Origin of the sequence: Collinsella aerofaciens (genome assembly GCF_018785265.1) — a bacterium.
Taxonomy (GTDB): Bacteria; Actinomycetota; Coriobacteriia; order Coriobacteriales; family Coriobacteriaceae; genus Collinsella; species Collinsella aerofaciens_AI.
Genome location: NZ_WQPK01000036.1, coordinates 24,275 through 41,897, shown reverse-complemented (window position 1 = coordinate 41,897; position 17,623 = coordinate 24,275). Strand labels below are relative to the sequence as shown.

At 61.4% G+C, this 17,623-nt stretch carries 18 protein-coding genes; 9 read left to right on the top strand and 9 right to left on the bottom strand.

The features are described from left to right. Nucleotides 1-87: 87 nt before the first annotated feature. From GPK42_RS06065 to GPK42_RS06040, 6 genes are all read right to left on the bottom strand, one after another. Nucleotides 88-804 carry a DUF554 domain-containing protein gene (locus GPK42_RS06065; RefSeq protein ID WP_215694204.1) on the bottom strand — a complete coding sequence of 239 codons (717 nt, stop codon included), beginning with the start codon at nt 802-804 and terminating at the stop codon, nt 88-90. 118 nt (nt 805-922) lie between these two features. Further along, nucleotides 923-2,353, bottom strand: coding sequence for a hypothetical protein (locus GPK42_RS06060; protein ID WP_215694202.1), 1,431 nt, complete (start codon nt 2,351-2,353; stop codon nt 923-925). 18 nt (nt 2,354-2,371) lie between these two features. Next, complete coding sequence (locus GPK42_RS06055) at nt 2,372-2,587, bottom strand: hypothetical protein (RefSeq protein ID WP_006234463.1); 216 nt, start codon at nt 2,585-2,587, stop codon at nt 2,372-2,374. Between the two features lie 49 nt (nt 2,588-2,636). Continuing rightward, nucleotides 2,637-3,236 carry a hypothetical protein gene (locus GPK42_RS06050; RefSeq protein WP_022095047.1) on the bottom strand — a complete coding sequence of 200 codons (600 nt, stop codon included), beginning with the start codon at nt 3,234-3,236 and terminating at the stop codon, nt 2,637-2,639. Between the two features lie 90 nt (nt 3,237-3,326). Beyond that, complete coding sequence (locus tag GPK42_RS06045; protein ID WP_117746254.1) at nt 3,327-3,836, bottom strand: hypothetical protein; 510 nt, start codon at nt 3,834-3,836, stop codon at nt 3,327-3,329. Further along, nucleotides 3,833-4,129 (bottom strand): hypothetical protein, encoded by a 297-nt coding sequence (locus tag GPK42_RS06040; protein WP_117746255.1) that lies wholly within the window; start codon nt 4,127-4,129, stop codon nt 3,833-3,835. The genes GPK42_RS06045 and GPK42_RS06040 overlap by 4 nt, the downstream gene beginning before the upstream one ends. A gap of 346 nt (nt 4,130-4,475) precedes the next feature. On the opposite strand from GPK42_RS06040, the gene GPK42_RS10170 reads away from it, so the two are divergent. Genes GPK42_RS10170 through GPK42_RS06025 form a run of 4 tightly spaced genes read left to right on the top strand, consistent with a single transcriptional unit; the run spans nt 4,476 to nt 8,100 of the window. Beyond that, on the top strand, nt 4,476-4,802 hold the full coding sequence (locus tag GPK42_RS10170; protein ID WP_338404338.1) for an FAD-binding oxidoreductase: 327 nt from the start codon (nt 4,476-4,478) through the stop codon (nt 4,800-4,802). Continuing rightward, on the top strand, nt 4,775-6,076 hold the full coding sequence (locus tag GPK42_RS06035; RefSeq protein WP_338404337.1) for an FAD-binding oxidoreductase: 1,302 nt from the start codon (nt 4,775-4,777) through the stop codon (nt 6,074-6,076). The genes GPK42_RS10170 and GPK42_RS06035 overlap by 28 nt, the downstream gene beginning before the upstream one ends. A gap of 2 nt (nt 6,077-6,078) precedes the next feature. Then, nucleotides 6,079-6,894 (top strand): electron transfer flavoprotein subunit beta/FixA family protein, encoded by an 816-nt coding sequence (locus tag GPK42_RS06030; protein ID WP_215694200.1) that lies wholly within the window; start codon nt 6,079-6,081, stop codon nt 6,892-6,894. Then, entirely contained in the window at nt 6,895-8,100 is a 1,206-nt protein-coding gene (locus tag GPK42_RS06025) for an electron transfer flavoprotein subunit alpha (protein WP_215694197.1), read from the top strand. Here GPK42_RS06025 and GPK42_RS06020 read toward each other — a convergent pair. Continuing rightward, nucleotides 8,097-8,909, bottom strand: a complete 813-nt coding sequence (locus tag GPK42_RS06020) for an HD domain-containing protein (protein WP_215694195.1) — start codon at nt 8,907-8,909, stop codon at nt 8,097-8,099. The genes GPK42_RS06025 and GPK42_RS06020 overlap by 4 nt on opposite strands. Nucleotides 8,910-9,035: 126 nt before the next feature. Between GPK42_RS06020 and GPK42_RS06015 the strand changes: the two genes are divergently transcribed. The 5 genes from GPK42_RS06015 (at nt 9,036) to GPK42_RS05995 (ending at nt 12,535) form a co-directional block, all read left to right on the top strand. Next, nucleotides 9,036-9,728: an AzlC family ABC transporter permease gene (locus GPK42_RS06015; RefSeq protein WP_070100763.1), complete on the top strand. Its 693-nt coding sequence runs from the start codon at nt 9,036-9,038 to the stop codon at nt 9,726-9,728. Beyond that, a complete protein-coding gene (locus tag GPK42_RS06010) occupies nt 9,718-10,041 on the top strand; it encodes an AzlD domain-containing protein (protein ID WP_055287162.1) in 324 nt (107 codons plus the stop codon). Before GPK42_RS06015 ends, GPK42_RS06010 begins: the two co-directional genes overlap by 11 nt. Nucleotides 10,042-10,182: 141 nt before the next feature. Next, complete coding sequence (locus tag GPK42_RS06005; RefSeq protein WP_215694191.1) at nt 10,183-11,205, top strand: 2-keto-3-deoxygluconate permease; 1,023 nt, start codon at nt 10,183-10,185, stop codon at nt 11,203-11,205. A gap of 188 nt (nt 11,206-11,393) precedes the next feature. Beyond that, the gene (locus GPK42_RS10165; RefSeq protein WP_215694189.1) at nt 11,394-12,314 is read left to right on the top strand and encodes a GGDEF domain-containing protein; all 921 of its coding nucleotides are present in this window, start codon (nt 11,394-11,396) and stop codon (nt 12,312-12,314) included. Continuing rightward, nucleotides 12,242-12,535, top strand: coding sequence for a diguanylate cyclase (locus tag GPK42_RS05995; protein WP_215694358.1), 294 nt, complete (start codon nt 12,242-12,244; stop codon nt 12,533-12,535). The genes GPK42_RS10165 and GPK42_RS05995 overlap by 73 nt, the downstream gene beginning before the upstream one ends. A gap of 188 nt (nt 12,536-12,723) precedes the next feature. Here the strand turns inward: GPK42_RS05995 and GPK42_RS05990 are convergent, their stop codons facing one another. Next, the gene (locus GPK42_RS05990) at nt 12,724-13,659 is read right to left on the bottom strand and encodes a DMT family transporter (RefSeq protein WP_215694187.1); all 936 of its coding nucleotides are present in this window, start codon (nt 13,657-13,659) and stop codon (nt 12,724-12,726) included. Between the two features lie 98 nt (nt 13,660-13,757). Then, nucleotides 13,758-17,504, bottom strand: a complete 3,747-nt coding sequence (locus tag GPK42_RS05985) for a phosphoribosylformylglycinamidine synthase (RefSeq protein ID WP_215694185.1) — start codon at nt 17,502-17,504, stop codon at nt 13,758-13,760. Nucleotides 17,505-17,623: the final 119 nt, after the last annotated feature.

Genomic DNA, 17,623 nt, shown 5'->3' with positions numbered 1-17,623 from the left:
GCTTCTCCTCTCCTAACGCAGCTACGGTGACCTCATATCATAGCACAGCATCAAACAGATGTTCGAGATACCGCTGCGTTGATAGATTTAGAACAGGAGGGCGTAGATGACGGCGATGACGACGGAGGGGAGCATATTGGCCGTGCGGAAGGTCTGAGGACGGATGAGGTTGACGCCGACGCAGAAGATGAGCATGGAGCCTACGAGCGAAAGGCTGTCGAGGGCTGCCGTGGTCATGATGGGGGAGAGCGCGCTGGCAAACAACGTGATCGTCCCCTGGAACACGGCGACGGGCAGGGCGGAGAAAATGCAGCCGCGGCCAAGCGACGCCGTCATGGTGCAGACGATGATGCAGTCCAATGCGCCTTTCAAGGCAAGCGTTGACCAGTCACCGAGCAGACCGTCCTGAATCGAGCCCACGATGGCCATGGCGCCGATGCACACCGTGAGCGATGTCGAGACAAAGGCGTTGGTGAACTCGTTGTCACCCTCGCTGCCGGTTTTTCGCTTGAGCCATTCGCCAAGGTTCTCGATGGCGGCCTCCAAGTTGATGGCCTCGCCGATGAGCGAACCGAGCGCAAATGAGACGATGAGCATGGTGGTACCGGTGGTCGCTAGCGCCTTTCCATCGATGATGAGCATCTTTTGCATGGTGCCGCCCAGGCCGATAAACAGGACGCACAGCCCCGATGCTTTCATGAGCGTGTCTTGGATGCGCGGTGTAATGAAGCGGCCGCCCGCTAATCCCAAAAGACCGCCCGCAACTAAAAGCACAACGTTGATGATTGTTCCCAAGCCCGGCATGAGCCCTCCTGTATTGATGCCAACGTGGCAATCGTAGCAGAACGAAATGCGAGGCACATCGCGACTCATCTAATACGTTATATAAGTGGTGTTAGGAATGATGCGCAGCATTTAAGCCTCAGGTGGTTGTCGGGACATAGGGATAGTATTCAAAGCGCAGTGTCATAAGCCGCTGCGGGAATTCAATAGCCGCGGCGATGATATTGGCATCGCGGGCACGATCAAACCCTTCGAGTTCGATCTGATACGAGACGTCTTGCATAATGTCCAGACGCCGCCAGGCTAGGAGTGTGTCGCCATCGAATTCCAAGGTCTTGCCTCCATCTGGAGCAACGGCATATAGACGCAGCTTGGCGGTGGTTGCAGGGTCGACAACCGTGACCTTTTTAATTTCGTTTCGAGTATTCTTGGCGCCCAACAAGGTGAGCAGTGTTGGGGCCACGACCTCGCCCGATGGCAAAAAGACGACTTCGATGGATTCGGGAAATGCGATGATAGCCGACTTGCGGACGGGCTGATTGGCGGCGGCAACTTCGATGTTCGCAGCGTCGATGACCTCTGTGTGGTCGAGCGCGGCAAGCACGCAGCAGTTACCTTCATCGATCTCTTGAGGATCAGCAAGCCCCAGACTGTCCGCGAACTCGGGATCGTTTGGATCGGTAGCGGGCTCATTCGGTGCTTCGAAAGAAGCTGGGACGCTGTTTGTCGGCGACGGCGTGTCGCCCGCACCTGCTTCTTTATCCGTGCTCTCTTCTTGTATGGTTGCGTTGATGGGTTCGTCGTTTGAGGGGAGCGTCTTGGCGTCAAGCGCGGAGGGGAGAATTCCGATGGCTCCGGATCCGTTCCACTCCATTTCGAGAAGCGCCGGGTCGGCAAGAATGCGTTGCCTGCTTTGCGCGTGGGCATCGATTTCAATAGGGCCTGCCTCTATCCCTCGTGTAAGGCTGAGTGATCCGGCTGGCTTCTCGAAATGAGCGTCTGTGTCTTTGGCGCTGACGGCGTAGAACAGCAGGGACGCTTCTCCCGCCGCGATGGCATCGGTGCCGGCTTTGGTCAGCCGCAACGATGCCGTGAATGAGAGGGTGGGCTGCGTGTCGTCTGCATTCGCGGCGGCGCAGCCCAGACATATACCGCCTCCTTTCTCGAAAAACGTACCGTCGAAGGCGACCTTCGCTCCGTTCGCCGAGTCATCGATCGAAGCGATGTCGATGCGCAGCTCTAAATTGCATGGATCGCCATCTGCATCGAGCACAACCGAGCGCCACGTGCAGACGGCGCACCCCGCCTGGGAGCCGTTTGCCTTGTTCGAACGATTGATATCCACGACTATCGAGCCGTCCGTATTACGACGAAGGCATCCCGAGGTCGAGATTGCGGCCTGTGCGATCGAAAAACGCTTGCACGCAATGGCGCTCGACGGATTTGGTGCGGAGCTTAGGGCTGCTGGTAAGGAGTCTGCCATGACGGGAGTCGCCCAAGCGGCGACAGGCGTTCCGGTTGCGAGCGCGCCGCAGAGTGCGACGACGGGCAAAAGGTTCTTCGATGCCATGGGGTCTCCTTAGCTAATTTAGTGCGGCCTGTCCGTGTTTTGTTTCTGGCTGCGTTTGATGTGCAGCCCGAGGCCGGCGGTCCCCGCGCCTGCTGCTGTGGCGCCTGCTGCCAAGAGCCATCGTCTGTCGCCTGTCTGCGCCAACGGTTCCTCGCGGTCGCCGCGGTCGAGCTCCGAGAGGTCGACCGTCACTTGCGTGGCGGCCTGCGCCTGTTCTTGCTGGGCAAAGGCCATGGCTGGCCCAAACGCTAGGATGCTGACGGCGGCGGCCAGGGCGACGGCCTTATGCCGTGTGCGCACCGGGCTCGACCGTCCAGGTGATCGTTGCAACCTGATCGCCTTCGCCGGTTACGCGGAAGATGTCGCGCGTGACGCGGGCGACGTTTCCGCTTGTCTTGAGCTTAATTTTGTCCGTGCCGCCGGCAATGCCCTGGTAGCCCATGTCGAAGGCTGCGTTCTTGGAAAGATCGAGGCCCGTTCCCTGCATTGCGGCGCTGGCGTTCTGGAGTGCGCCGTCGGGGCCGACCTTAAAGTCGATGGAGTTCTGCGCGGTTCCGGCCTTGGCGTCGGCAGCAATGGTCCAGGTGTTCATGGCGTCGATCTTCATGTTGGTGACATGGATGCCGTAGGCCGAATGATTGTCGATGGTGGTCGCGTCTTCTGAGGGGCCCTGAAGCGTGCCGTCGGCCTTGGCGACGAAGGGAATAACCGTCGGAACTTTGAACTCAACGTTGTCGATCTCGGTCCTGACCATTACTTTCGTGGTTCCAACGCGCCCGGCCGCCATAGCTGGCGTCGGGGCGGCGCCCATTGCGAGCGCGAGCGCGAGCCCTGCGCCCACGACGAGCGCTCTGGCTCCGTTCATGTTCCTGGTGATGTCCATGGTCGTTCCTTTCTATTCGCCGCGGGCCGTCCCCGCGATGATTGGACGAATGCTGGTGAATTGCGTGCGGTGCCGCGTCGGCCGGAAAAGCTAGTTCTCGGCTTGCTCAACCCGCACCTTGACACGTGTCGGATTGCCGTGGCTGTCGAGGGTCTTGGCATCGAGTGCCTGGATCTCGATGTACGCCTCGCCTTCTTTGATGTCGCCGGCGGGGCACGTTTCGATTGTCTTGCCGGTCTCGACCACACCGGATTCGTACATGGTCTCGTCGTTTTGGATGACGCGGAATCGCTGGGGAAATTTATTGTCTTGGACGTTTTGCACGTTGACGCGCAGCTTGCCGTCCTCCTGCAGCTGAGCGACCGGTGCGACCGAAATCGTCATCATGTTGTCGCGGACGATGGCGTCGAGCTCATCTTGGATTTCCTGACGCGTTTTGCCCTCGGCCGTCGTAACCGAAGCGCCCGCCTCGGGTACGGGCTGCGACTGCCAAGCGTATAGTCCTACGGCGACAAGGGCACAGACGATGGCCAAGCAGGCAACGATGAGCTTCTTGCGACGACCCAGGCCTGCAAAGTGGGGTGGCTTCTTCGCGCTCATGCGGCATCCTTGGCGGTATAGATGCGCGCAAAGGTGGACGGGTTCGCTCCAAAGAGCATGTGAAGCATCAGGCGGCGTGAGTAGACAAGCTCGTCGAAGTCGGGAGGGAGCTCGATGTCGTGGATATGCGCGATGCGGTGGGCGAGCGCCGAGAACGACTCGGGGTCGCAGATCACATCGGTGGTAACGTGGTAGACCGTCGTATCGGGGAATGCCTCTTCGTCGAAAGGCAGGAGATGGGGATCGTCGTCGACTTCGATGGCGATGCCGTACTGGGGCCAGTAATATGCCATGGGAACCTCCCTGCTTCTGGGGCCAAAACTTCTGTCGGTTTTGGCTGTCGATGCCGACGGTATCAGCCGCTACTTGACCAATTTCTGACCAAATGCTTGACGGATTGGCGTCTCCGCAGGTAAAAGGCGGCAAAAAATACTCCAACTTTTTTCGAGCGACAATCGCGCGGTCGGCGACGGCGGGGCCATATGTGTCAAAAGCATCGTCTGCCGAGGAAATCAAGCCGCTCGCCGAATTGCACGAACGTAAAAATCGCCAATTATGGAGACGGTCTCGAACACGTCGACGAAACGATGCGGTAACATCTCCCTGCAAATACTGTAGTTAGCTAAAGGGGGAGTTCGCGTGTCTGCAACCATCAAACCCTTCACCGACGAGTTCGAAGAGTATGGCCGCGATGAATCTCGCGCATCGGGCGAGGCCTCGAGCATCTCGTTTCCGACAACGGAAGACGAGGTCCGTGCCATTTTGGAAAAGCTCCATGCCGAGCGTGTCCCGGTAACGGTTCAGGGCGCCCGAACCGGCCTTGCCGCCGGTGCCGTGCCCCACGGCGGGCATATCCTCAATACTTCCCGTATGAATCGCTACTTGGGCCTTCGCCGCGATGAACAAGGCCAATTTCTGCTGCGCGTGGAGCCGGGCGTGTGCTCTCGGAGCTGCGCAAGCAGCTGAGCAAGAAGGTGCTGCCGACTGCTGGTTGGGACCAGGCATCGCTTGAGGCCTACGAGGAGTTCCAAGAGGTCCCCGAGCAGTTCTTTCCCACCGATCCCACCGAGACGTCTGCCTGTCTGGGCGGCATGGCGGCATGTAACGCCTCTGGTGCCCGCAGCTACGCCTACGGTCCCATGCGCCCACATATCACGGGACTCCACGTCGCACTGGCTGATGGCGATTTGCTTGAGCTTCAGCGCGGCGAGGCTTTTGCCCAGGGCCGCCACCTGTCGCTCGTGACGGCAGCGGGCCGTACGCTCGAGCTCGATCTTCCTGGCTATACCATGCCCAAGACAAAAAATGCTTCGGGCTATTTCGTTGCTGACGATATGGATGCCATCGATCTGTTTATCGGTGCGTGTGGCACAATCGGCGTCATCACCGAGCTCGAGATTGCTCTGCAGGCGGCGCCTGCGGTCGTTTGGGGCGTGAGCTGTTTCTTTGACAGCGAAGATAAGGCCGTGCCGTTCACCGATTCTGTGCGTCCCGTCCTGTCCCACGCGGCTGCCATCGAGTATTTCGATGCGGGCGCCCTGGATATCCTGCGTCGTCAGCGTGAGCAGTCGACCGCGTTCGCCTCGCTGCCGGCGCTCGACAAAGACGCCAAGGTCTGTGTCTACGTGGAGCTCGACTGCGACGACGAGGCCCAGACGACTCAGGAGCTGTATCACTTGGGGTGGGTACTAGAGCTTGCGGGCGGCAGCGACGATGCGACATGGGTCGCGCGCACCGAGGTCGATCGCGAGTGTCAGCGATTCTTCCGCCATGCGGTGCCCGAGAGCGTCAACATGCTCATCGACGAGCGTCGCCGCACGGATCCCACCATCACCAAACTGGGCTCGGACATGTCGGTGCCCAACGCACGCTTGGCCGATGTCATCGCCCTTTATCGCCGCACGTTGGCCGAAAGTGGGCTTGAATCTGCCGCCTGGGGGCACATCGGTAACAACCATCTGCATGTGAACATTCTGCCGCGCGATGCGCAGGATTACCGCCGCGGCGGAGAACTCTTTGCCCAGTGGGCTTCCGAGGTCACGGCCATGGGCGGCGCCGTCTCCGCCGAACACGGTGTCGGCAAGATCAAGGCGGGCTTCTTGGAGACGATGTACGGTCACGAGGCCATGGTCGAGTCGGCGCGGCTCAAGCTCCAGCTCGATCCTGCCGGGCAGCTGGGTCGCGGTAACCTGTTTTCGGAGAAGCTCTTGGATGAACTCGTCCAGAAAGGGGGCGCGTGAAGATGAGCGATTTCCATATGGTGGTATGCGTCAAGGCGGTGCCGGGAAGCACCGAGGTCAAGATGGACCCCAAGACCAATACCATCGTGCGCGATGGCAAGCAGGCGGTCATTAATCCCTTTGACGCGAGCGCTTTGGAATGCGCGCTGGCACTGAAGGACGACTTTATCGGCTTTGGCATGGACGTGCGCGTAACGGTGGTGTCGATGGGCATCCCCGCGACCGAATCGCTATTGCGCGACTGCATCGCCCGAGGCGCCGATGACGCACTGCTGCTCACCGACCGCGCCTTTGCAGGTGCCGATACCCTGGCAACCACCTATGCCCTCAAGTGCGGCATCGAGGCGCTCGACGAGGACTTCGACCTGCTCATCTGCGGCAAGATGGCGGTGGACGGCGATACGGCCCAGATTGGTCCGGAGCTTGCCGGTGCCTTTGAGATTCCCTGCGTGACCGACGTGAGCTGCGTGCAGAGCGCGGGCTTTACGACCTGTGGTTCACTGGCGCTTGTTCACGGCTGCGATGCCGGCGAGGAGACGGTCTATCTTGAGATGCCGTGTGCGATGACGACCGCCAAGGAGATTGGCCAACTGCGCATGCCGAGCATTGCCGGTATTCGTGCGGCCGAGGAGGCGGACGTGCGCGTGGTCAACGCTGCCGACGTGAACGCCGACCCCGCACGCTGCGGCCTTGCCGGCTCGCCGACGCAGATCGTGCGATCGTTTGTGCCCGACCGCGACCAAACGTGCGAGGCCGTTGACGGCACGGCGTCCGAGCAGGCGGCAAAACTTGCCAAGATTATCGAGGGGATGGCATAGATGAGCGGACTGATTATCGATAGCGAAGCCTGTATCGGCTGCGGTCGCTGCGTTCGCGCCTGTGCCTCGGGCGGCATCGTAGTGGAAGGCGAGCGGCCCAACCGTTGCGCCCGCGTAACCGACGGCTGCATCCTATGCGGTGGGTGCGTCGACGTCTGTCCCGTCAACGCTATCTCGATCGAGCGTGACGAGGCCGCTGGTGCGGTGGACCTTGATGCATATCGAGACATTTGGGTATTCGCGCAGACCGACGAGCACGATACGGTGACTCCCGTTGCCTATGAGCTTATGGGCAAGGGCCGCGAGCTTGCCGATGCTCGCGACTGCCGTCTGGTGGCACTGATCGGTATGGGTCCCGAGGGTTCTCTCGGCGACCTGGAGCATCTGGTTTGCGCGGGCGCCGACGAAGTCCTGGCCTGTCGCGACGAGCGCCTGCGCCAAAACGATGCGGAGGTCTACGCCCGCTTGATCTGCGATTTGGTAGCCGAACGCAAACCCGAGGCCATCCTATACGGTGCGACCGCTTTTGGCCGCGAACTGGCACCCGGCGTTGCCGTGCGCTTGCAGACGGGCCTTACGGCTGACTGCACCGTACTTTCGATGGATACGGAGACGGGCCTGCTGCAGCAGACGCGTCCGGCATTTGGCGGCAACCTGATGGCCACCATCGTCTGCCCCAATCATCGTCCCCAGATGGCAACGGTGCGTCCCGGCATCTTTAAGGCGCCCGACTTTGACTACGGCCGCTCCGGCACGATCACCCAGATATCACTTGCGGATGATGCTAAGGCTCGTGTCGAGATCTCGATTTCCGCCGAGGAGTGGGGACAGCAGGCTTCGATCGCCGATGCCGAGCGCTTGGTCGTGGTGGGCCGCGGCATTGGTTCCAAGAAAAACCTGCCGCTGATGCGAAGGCTCGCCGAGGCCCTGGGAGCCGAGCTTGGCTGCACGCGACCTGTCGTGGAGGCCGGCTGGTTGGAGTATCGCCATCAGATTGGCCAGACGGGCGTATCGGTTTCGCCTAAACTCCTCGTGAGCATCGGTGTTTCGGGCGCCATCCAGCATCTTGCCGGCATCGGTGGGGCGGAGTGCATTATCGCCATCAACGAGGACCCGGATGCCCCCATCTTTGGTGCTGCCCAGTACAAGGTTGTCGGCGATGCCGTCGAGGTTGTCGAGGAGCTGCTGGCCCAGCTTGAGCGCTAGGCGCGCGCCAGCCAGTCGCGCATCTCGTCCTTTAGGCGCTCCCAGGTCGCTTGCGTGGCGGGATCGGTAAAGGGGTGCGTAATGCCAAAGGGCGCGTCGAGCAGGCGGTGGATATCGCCCTGCTCGCGCGCCAGCGCGCGGCTCGCTGGATAGACGAGCTCAAACATAAAGCAGATGAGTCCCACCAGGTAGTCTGCGGGCTCATTGCGTTCAGCGCGTGCGACGCAGCGGCGCTCGTCAAAGGCGGCAAGTGTTGGCGACGAGAAGCGGCTGCCGAGAAACGTCTTCTCGTCCACCTTAAGGATGGTCTCGACGGTGCTGTCGGCGATGGTGCGCATAATGTCGATCTTGTCACCATCGCGCACGATATCGCAGAAGCTCCGCGTGCGCACGTCGAGCTGCGCGGGTAGGCGGAAATCGCTGTGATAGGCAATGCTCGCTCGGATGAGCTCATCTTCTGCCGGGTCATCGATAAAGTCGCGGATGCTCGTTACGGCGGGTGCATCGGCGGGATTCTCGCCAAAGAGGACCTCGATGCCCAGCGCCGCATGGCTCATGCTCTCGGCGTCCTTAAAGGTGTCCCAGCGTTGCAGCTGCTCAAAGCGGCCCATATCGTGTAGCAGGCCGCAAAGCCATGCCAGGTCAATATCTTCTGACGACCAGCCCTGCTCGCGCGCTACGGCATCGCATGCCTCGGCCACGTGGTACGTATGCTCGATTTTGAGCGCGATACGTGGGTTGGTGGCGTCGTAGGCATCGGTGTAGCTTTTGAAGGCCGCGCGCGCCCGGTCTCGATCGATAGCTGTCATAATGACTTCCTAAAAAGTTGTGTCTTTCGATCCGGTGGCAATTGTAGGTGAACTCGGTTGCTGTCGGATGATGATTCTGCCGTATCGCTACATGCGGCTCGGAGACCTTGTCAGGATGAGAAGCGTATGGTGCTCAAAATCGTTAGAACCGTCTGGCCGGTGATGCTTACCTATGTTGCAATAGGCGCGCCGTGCGGAATGATCATGGGGCAGACGGGAATGGAGCCCTGGATGGTCTTTGCCCTGAGCAGCACGTTTGTGACGGGCAGCGGCCAGTTTATGATCTGCAATCTTTGGCTGGCGGGCGTACCTGCAGCATCGATCGTCGCGAGCGTTGCCGCCATCTCCTCGCGTTTTGCACTTTACTCGGCATCGATCGCGCCGCATCTGAGGGGTGCCTCGAAGCGCCAGACGCTGGCCGTCGCCGCGACACTTACCGAGGAGGCATATGGCATCTCGCTTGCCAAGCTGATTGAGGGGGAGGATTGGGGCCCGCGCGAGTCCTTTGTGCTCAACGTGATCCTCATCGCAACATGGGGCGTTTCGTGTACGATGGGCGCCATCGTCGGCGCCGTTGTCGATGTTCCCACCGCCATTGCAGCCTTTGTCTGCACCTCGCTCTTTATCTGCCTGCTCTTTTCGCAGCGGCTGTCGCGCGGTAACGTTGTCGCGGCGGTTTCGGGCGCGGTGTCCGTCGCCGCATGCAAGTTCTTGGGCCTCGCGAATATTGCCGTGCCGGCAAGCGTCGTGGTCGGCATTGCCATTGCGCTGGCGTGCGATGCTGTATTTGACGGAAGAGGTGCCCGCGATGCCCGTTAACGAGTTCTTGGTTCTGTGGCTGTCGTCGTGGGCTGCTATCGCGTTCTTTCGCATCGCGCCGGCGTTCGCCTTGCGCGGGCGGACCCTGTCGCCCCGTATTACCGAGGCCCTGGGCTATATCCCGCCCGCTGCCTTTGCCGCGCTGGTCGCCAACGACTTGGTGAGCCCCGGCGCGTTCGACGCGGGACTCTGGCCTGCCTTGGTTCCCTGGATTGCGGCCGCCGGCGTCGTGGCGGTGGCAATCAAGACAAAGTCGATGTTGTGGTGCTGCGTTTCGGGCATCGTGTTCTATATCGTTTTGAGCCTCGTATAGGAGCAGGACGCGTTATCGTCCCGGCCTAACGAATCGAATTTCTCACCGAGGCGGTCTGCTTCTTCTGGTACCATGGTCAAACTTTACTGTAGCAAAGCGTGACGTGGGCTTTTGTTCTGCGTCAACGGAAATGGGGGTTTCATGGCACAGGAAGCGACCGCCAACGAGCAAAAGAAATTCAAGGTCCCGCGTATCCCGGGCGACATCATGATCTATCCCATGATCGTCGGCCTTTTGCTCAATACCTTCTGCCCGCAGGTCTTTGAGGTCGGCGGCTTCTTTACGGCTGCCTGCCGCGGTGGCTCCAACACCATCGTTGCCGCGATCTTGCTGTTCGTGGGCGCCGGCATCAGCTTTAAGTCCACGCCGGGCGCCATCAAGACCGGCATCGTCGTGCTGATTCCTAAGCTTGTAGTGGCAGCCGCGCTGGGTCTGGGCGTCGCGTACTTCTTTAACGATAACTTTTTAGGCCTGAGTTCGGTTTCCATCATCGGCGGCATTACGTTTTGCAACATGGCGCTCTATACGGGCATCATGGGCGAGTTCGGCGATGAGTCCGAGCAGGGCGCTGTCGGTATCCTGTTCTTTACGGCCGGCCCCGCCGTCACGATGATCATCCTTGGTGTTTCGGGTCTCGCCAACATCCCCGTCGGCACCATCATCGGATCCATCCTGCCGCTCGTTATCGGCATAGTCCTGGGCAACTTGTTCCCGTTTATCAAGAACCTGCTGGTCCCCGGCGCCAATCCCGCGATCGCCGTTATCGGCTTTCAGCTCGGTGCGTCCATGAGCCTTTCGAGCTTTATCACCGGCGGTATTTCGGGTATCCTGCTGGGCCTCATCACGCTCTTTATCGTCGGTCCTATTACCTTTGCCTTCGAGCGCTTGTGTGGCGGCAACGGTAAGGCGGCTGTGGCATGCTCCACCATTGCCGGCACGGCCATGACCACGCCGGTCGCCCTCGCCGAGGTCGCTCCGCGCTATGCCGAGCTTGCGCCCACCGCGTATGCGCAGATCGCCACCGCCGTCATCATCACGGCAATCATGGCCCCGATTCTGACCGGCTGGGTCGATAAGAAGTTCTGCCAGGGCAAGGAAGACCTGTCGCCTGCCGGTGTCGAGGCCATCGAGGAGGCTGTCGCGGCCGACATCGATGGCGAGTAGCAATCGATACCCATCAATGATTCCGGCGTGCAACTCGCGCCGTTTGAGCGCCCGAACGAGAGCTGTCTTGCAGTGACGTTCGGGCGCTCTGCTATTATTCCCCTTACCCCTGCGGAGAAAGGGGCGTTTATTGCCCAGACACGAATCGGGCGATTCTGACCACTTGGATATTGAAGGGAGGGCGTCTAGTGGTTAAGGCACTCAAGATTGAGATATTCCTGCTATGCATGATTGTTCTTATCGGGCTTGCCGTACGAAGCCGTCGCTCCCTGTTCTCGAGCACCCAGCAGCTTTTGTTTAGCATGCTGGGCTACACGTCTGCTGCCTACATTTTCTTCGATATGATCTGGACGCTTTCGGATGGTGTGGACGGCACGTTGGGCATTGCAGCCAACTGGATTTCCAACGCGGTTTCGTTTTCGCTCTTCGCCATCGCGTGTCTCATTTGGTTTATCTATTCCGAGACGATGCAGGGCTCTCACCTTGTGACCTCGCGCTATAGGGTGGTGCTTGTAACGTTGCCCACGGCTCTGGTGGTCGTGCTGGCTTTTACCAGTTACTGGACGCACGCCCTGTTCTATATCGATTCGCAGGGCGTGTATCGTCGCGGCTTTGCCTATATGATCCAGCCCATTGTCAGCTACTGTTACGTTATACATACGTCCCTGCATGCGTTTGTGCAATCTCGCAGGGTCGGGAGCCTGCAGACGAAGGCTATCTATCGAACCTTAGCATTTTTCGCCATTCCGGCCCTGGTGGGCGGTACCTTTCAGATCGTATACTCGGTGCCTGGCCTTTGTGTCGGCATAATGATTAGCATGTTGCTGCTCTATATCATCTGCCAGGAGCAGCTCATCTCGACCGACCCGTTGACTGGCCTCAACAATCGCAACCGTTTTGAGACCTATATGCTGTCGCTCTTCTCAAATGTTGGTCATACGGACGATGTGTATCTTCTCATGATGGACGCTGACGGCTTTAAGCAGATTAACGATCGCTATGGACATGTGGAGGGTGATCATGCTCTTCAGGTCTTATCTGCTGCGCTCAAAAGGTCTGCACGGCGTCTGGCAGCTTTATCGCACGTTATGGCGGCGATGAGTTCGTAGTCCTTCAAAAGGCGGCAGCGGAACAGGACATCATACGTCTGTGCGCGGCAATCAACGACGAGCTCGCGCGCGCCGAGGTGCCGTATCTGTTGCGGATGTCCATCGGCTACGCACGGGTCGGTGACGGCGTCGATACCTGGCAAGACTTGCTTCGCGCTGCCGACGCGGAGCTCTACCGCGTCAAGGCCGAGAAAAAGAAGGCCGGCGTCCAGATACGCTAGGAAAAGGGGCACACGACCGTGGTGGTCGTGCGCCCCTTTTTGCGTTTGTGGGGGCCACCGGCCATAATGCCCAGGCGCGGTGCGGCAAGACGGGCGTCTGCCGCCGCGACTCGGTACGAAATCAACGAGAACCAGTGTGCTCCATTAAGCTAAAGTTTGCGAACACCCTCTCTAAAAAGGTGAGCTCGCTAGGCCTTTTTAGGTTTGTTGACAATGATGATGCCGCTGCAGACCAAGAGCAGGGCAACAAGTACGGTGACGGGGCTCGTGCCAGCGCCCTCGCCGAGCAGCAGCGCGCTCAGCACCACACCAAAGACGGGGTTCATAAACCCAAAGACCGAGACGCGGCTGACGGGGTTGACGGCAAGCAGGCGCGACCACAGCGAGTACGCGACGGCGGAAATGAGCGCCATATAAATGATGAGCGCGATGGCGGGGGCGATTTCGGTGGGGGACAACGTGCCGCCCATCAAAAACCCGATGGCGGTAAGGACCACGCCACCGACTAAAAACTGCCACCCGGCAAGCAAGACGCCGTCGTGCTCGCGCGAGAAGATGCCGATCAGGCAGGTCGATAGGGCGCCTGCAACAGTGGAAGCCAAGATAAAGCCCTCGCCGTCGAGCGTAAAGCCAAAGGTGCCGTCCGCGCCCGAAAGGTTGACGAGCGCGACGCCGGTAAAGCCCAGCACACAGCCAAGCACCTTGGCCGTATTGAGCTTCTCGGTGTGAAATGCCAAGGCGGCAAAGAGGATTGCGAGGAAGTTGGCGCTGGCCTCGATGATGGAACTCGACATGGCGCTGGCGCGCGAGAGTCCCAGGTAGAAAAAGAAGTACTGCCCGATAGTCTGGAAGAGCGACAGGACAAAGATGGGCTTGATGTCGCGAGCCTGCGGAACGAGTGGACGGCGCTGGGCCGCACTCATCCCAACGATAACCAGGGCGCCGGCAAGCGTGAAGCGCAAGCCCGCAAAGAGCAGCTGTGAGGCGCAATCGTGCGCGGGGATGCCAAAGAGCCCGTAACCGATCTTGATGCAGGGGAAAGCCGACCCCCAGAGCGCGCAGCAGACGAGGCAGCCCAGGATGAGTCCGGGCAGGGTGGCGAGATACGGCTTGCGGCTTTCCATGATGTCCTTCCTGTATGCGCGAAGCAAAAAAGAACCCGCCACCGGGTGTGCCGGTGGCGGGTGTTATTACCCGAGGGGATTGTACCCGATGGGACGCATTAAGCGAAGTAGGCCACGCCGCTCTCAAAGATCGGCATGAACTTATCGCCGGGGACATGCTCGGGCACGTTGCGGTACAGGTTGTCGCCGCGGCGCTCGGCATGGCCCATCTTGCCCAGAACGCGGCCGTCGGGGCTCGTGATGCCCTCGATGGCCAGTGCGGAGCCGTTGGGGTTGACGGAAAGGTCCATGCTCGGTTTGCCGTCCTCGCCTACGTACTGCGTGGCGACCTGGCCGTTTGCGATCAGCTGTGCGAGCACCTCGTCGTTGGCGACAAAGCGGCCCTCGCCGTGGCTGATGGCGACGGTGTAGGGGTCGTCCAGGCTGCACTGCGACAGCCACGGGGACAGGTTGGACGAGATACGGGTACGCACCAGACGGCTCTGATGGCGACCGATGGTGTTGAACGTCAGCGTGGGGGCATCGGGCGTGGCATCGACGATGTCGCCGTAGGGCACCAGGCCAAGCTTGACCAGGGCCTGGAAGCCGTTGCAGATGCCCAGCATCAGGCCATCGCGGGCCTTGAGCAGGTCGCGGACTGCCTCGGTGACCTCGGGAGCGCGGAAGAACGCCGTGATGAACTTGGCGGAGCCATCGGGCTCGTCGCCGCCCGAGAAGCCGCCGGGGATCATGACGATCTGGCTTGCACGGATGCGGCGGGCAAGCTCGTGGGTGCTCTCGGCGACGGCCTCGGGCGTGAGGTTGTTGATCACGTAGGTGTCGGCCTCGGCGCCGGCGGCACGGAAGGCGCGGGCGCTGTCGTACTCGCAGTTGTTGCCGGGGAACACGGGGATGATCACGCGCGGGCGGGCGATCTTGGCGCCGCCGTACACGTGGATATCCTTGGCGCGGAAGTCGATGGTCTCGACCTCGGCGGTCTCGCCGGCGCTGCGGTAGGCAAAGACGCCCTCGATACCGCTCTCCCAGGCCTCCTGGAGCTCGGAGAGCTCGATGACCTCGGAGCCGGTATCGATGACATAGCCCTCGACGGTGGTGCCCAGGGGCTCGACGACAACGCCGTCGGCGACCTCGGGCAGCTCGGCATCCTCGGCGAGCTCGACGATAAAGCTGCCGTAGAGCGGGGTGAAGAGGCTCTCCACGTCCACATCCTCGGCAAGCTCGAAACCGATCTGGTTGCCGACGCACATCTTAAAGAGGCTCTCGGCGCCGCAGCCGTAGCCGGGCGTGGAGACGGCCAGGGCGTCGCCGGTGGCGGTGAGCGCCTCGACGGTGTCAAACGCGGCGAGCAGCTGCTGAGCGTCGGGACGGTAGTCCTCGCCATAGGTGGCGGGGGCGATGCGGACGACGCGGTGCGTGAGGCCCTTGAATTCGGGCGAGACGGCACGGGCGGCCCTGCCCACGGCGACGGCGAAGCTGATCAGGGTCGGCGGAACGTTGAGCTCGCCGGCCTCGTCCTCAAACGAACCGCTCATGGAGTCCTTGCCGCCGATGGCGCCGGCACCCAGGTCGACCTGGGCCATGAGGGCACCCAGGACGGCAGCCATGGGCTTGCCCCAACGCTCGGCCTCGGTGCGCAGGCGCTCGAAGTACTCCTGGAAGGAGAGGTAGGCGCGCTTGTGCTCAAAGCCGGCGGCAACGAGCTTGGCGATGGACTCGACCACGGACAGGTAGGCGCCCGCAAACTGGTCGGCCTCCATCAGATAGGGGTTGAAGCCCCATGCCATGGCACTCGCCGTGGTGGTCTCGCCGTCCACGGGGAACTTGGCGACCATGGCCGAGCTCGGGGTGAGCTGCGTCTTGCCGCCAAAGGGCATGAGCACGGTCGCGGCGCCGATGGTGGAGTCGAAGCGCTCGGAAAGGCCCTTGTTGGAAGCGACGTTGAGGTCGGTGACAAGCGAGGTCATGCGCTCGGTGAGCGTGGTGCCGGCCCAGCTGGGCTGCCACACGCTGCGGGCGCACACGTGGGCGACCTGGTGCTTGGGTGCGCCGTTGGAGTTGAGGAACTCGCGGGACAGGTCGACGATGGCGACGCCGTTCCAGGCCATGCGCATGCGCGGCTCGGCGGTAACCTCGGCGATAACGGTAGCCTCCAGGTTTTCCTCGGCGGCGTAGCCCATGAACTCCTCGACGTCACCGTCGGCGACGGCGCAAGCCATGCGCTCCTGGGACTCGGAGATAGCGAGCTCGGTGCCGTCCAGGCCGTCGTACTTCTTGGTCACGGTATCAAGGTCGACATACAGGCCGTCGGCAAGCTCGCCCACGGCGACCGAGACACCGCCGGCGCCAAAGTCGTTGCAGCGCTTGATCAGACGGCAGGCATCGCCGCGGCGGAACAGGCGCTGCAGCTTGCGCTCGACCGGGGCGTTGCCCTTCTGGACCTCGGCACCCGAGGTCTCGATGGACTCGGTGTTCTGGGTCTTGGAGGAGCCGGTGGCGCCACCGATGCCATCACGGCCGGTGCGGCCGCCCAGCAGGATGATCTTGTCGGTGGGGGCGGGGCACTCGCGACGAACGTGGTTTGCCGGGGTAGCGCCCACGACGGCGCCAACCTCCATGCGCTTGGCCACGTAACCGGGGTGATAGAGTTCGTTGACCTGACCGGTGGCAAGGCCGATCTGGTTGCCGTAGCTGGAGTAGCCGGCGGCGGCAGTGGTCACGAGCTTGCGCTGCGGCAGCTTGCCCTCGAGCGTCTCGGAAACCGGGACGGTGGGGTCGCCGGCGCCGGTGACGCGCATGGCCTGATACACATAGCTGCGGCCCGAGAGCGGGTCGCGGATGGCGCCGCCCACGCAGGTGGCGGCACCGCCGAAGGGCTCGATCTCGGTCGGGTGGTTATGGGTCTCGTTCTTAAAGAGGAACAGCCAGTCTTGGTCCTCGCCATCGACATCGACCTTTACCTTGACGGTGCAGGCGTTGATCTCCTCGGACTCATCGACATCGGTCATGACGCCGGTCTTCTTAAGGTACTTAGCGCCGATGGTGCCCATGTCCATGAGGCAGACGGGCTTGGCGTCGCGGCCGAGTTCGTGGCGCATCTCCATGTAGCGGTCGAAGGCCTGCTGCACCACGGCGTCGTCGATCGTCACGTCATCCAGGACGGTGCCGAAGGTGGTGTGGCGGCAGTGGTCGGACCAATAAGTGTCGATCACGCGGATCTCGGTGATGGTGGGGTCGCGGTCCTCATCGCGGAAGTACTGCTGGCAGAAGGCGATGTCCGCCTCGTCCATGGCAAGGCCGCGCTCGGAAATAAAGGCGGCAAGGCCGGCCTCGTCGAGCTCGCGGAAGCCGTCGAGCACCTCGACGGGCTGGGGCTCGGGGGTCTCCATGTACAGCGTCTCGGGCAGGTCGAGCGAGGCGATGCGCGCCTCGACGGGGTTCACCACGTAGTGCTTGATGGCATCGATGGCGGCTTCGTCCAGAGCGCCCGAGATCATATAGACCTTGGCGGAGCGCACGGCGGGGCGCTCGCCCTGGCTGATGAGCTGCACGCACTCGCTGGCGGAGTCGGCGCGCTGGTCAAACTGGCCAGGCAGGAATTCGACGGCAAAGACGGCGCCATCGCTTGCGGGGAGCTCGTCGTAGGTCACATCGACCTGGGGCTCGCTAAAGACGGTCGGCACGCAGGAGCGGAAAAGCTCCTCGTCGATGCCCTCGGCGTCGTAGCGGTTGATGATCCTCAGGGCCTCGATGCCCTTGATGCCGAGAATTTCGGTCAGCTCGCCCTTGAGCTGCTGAGCCTCGACGTCGAACCCGGGTTTCTTCTCCACGTAGATACGAGAGACCATTGGTTCCTGCCTTCCTGATCGGTTGGGCGTACGGTACGGTATGCGGCAGCGGTCGGTTTACGGGGCAAGCCTCGCGGTCGCCTTGAGCCACATGTTTGTAAACCTCACTATGATACGAC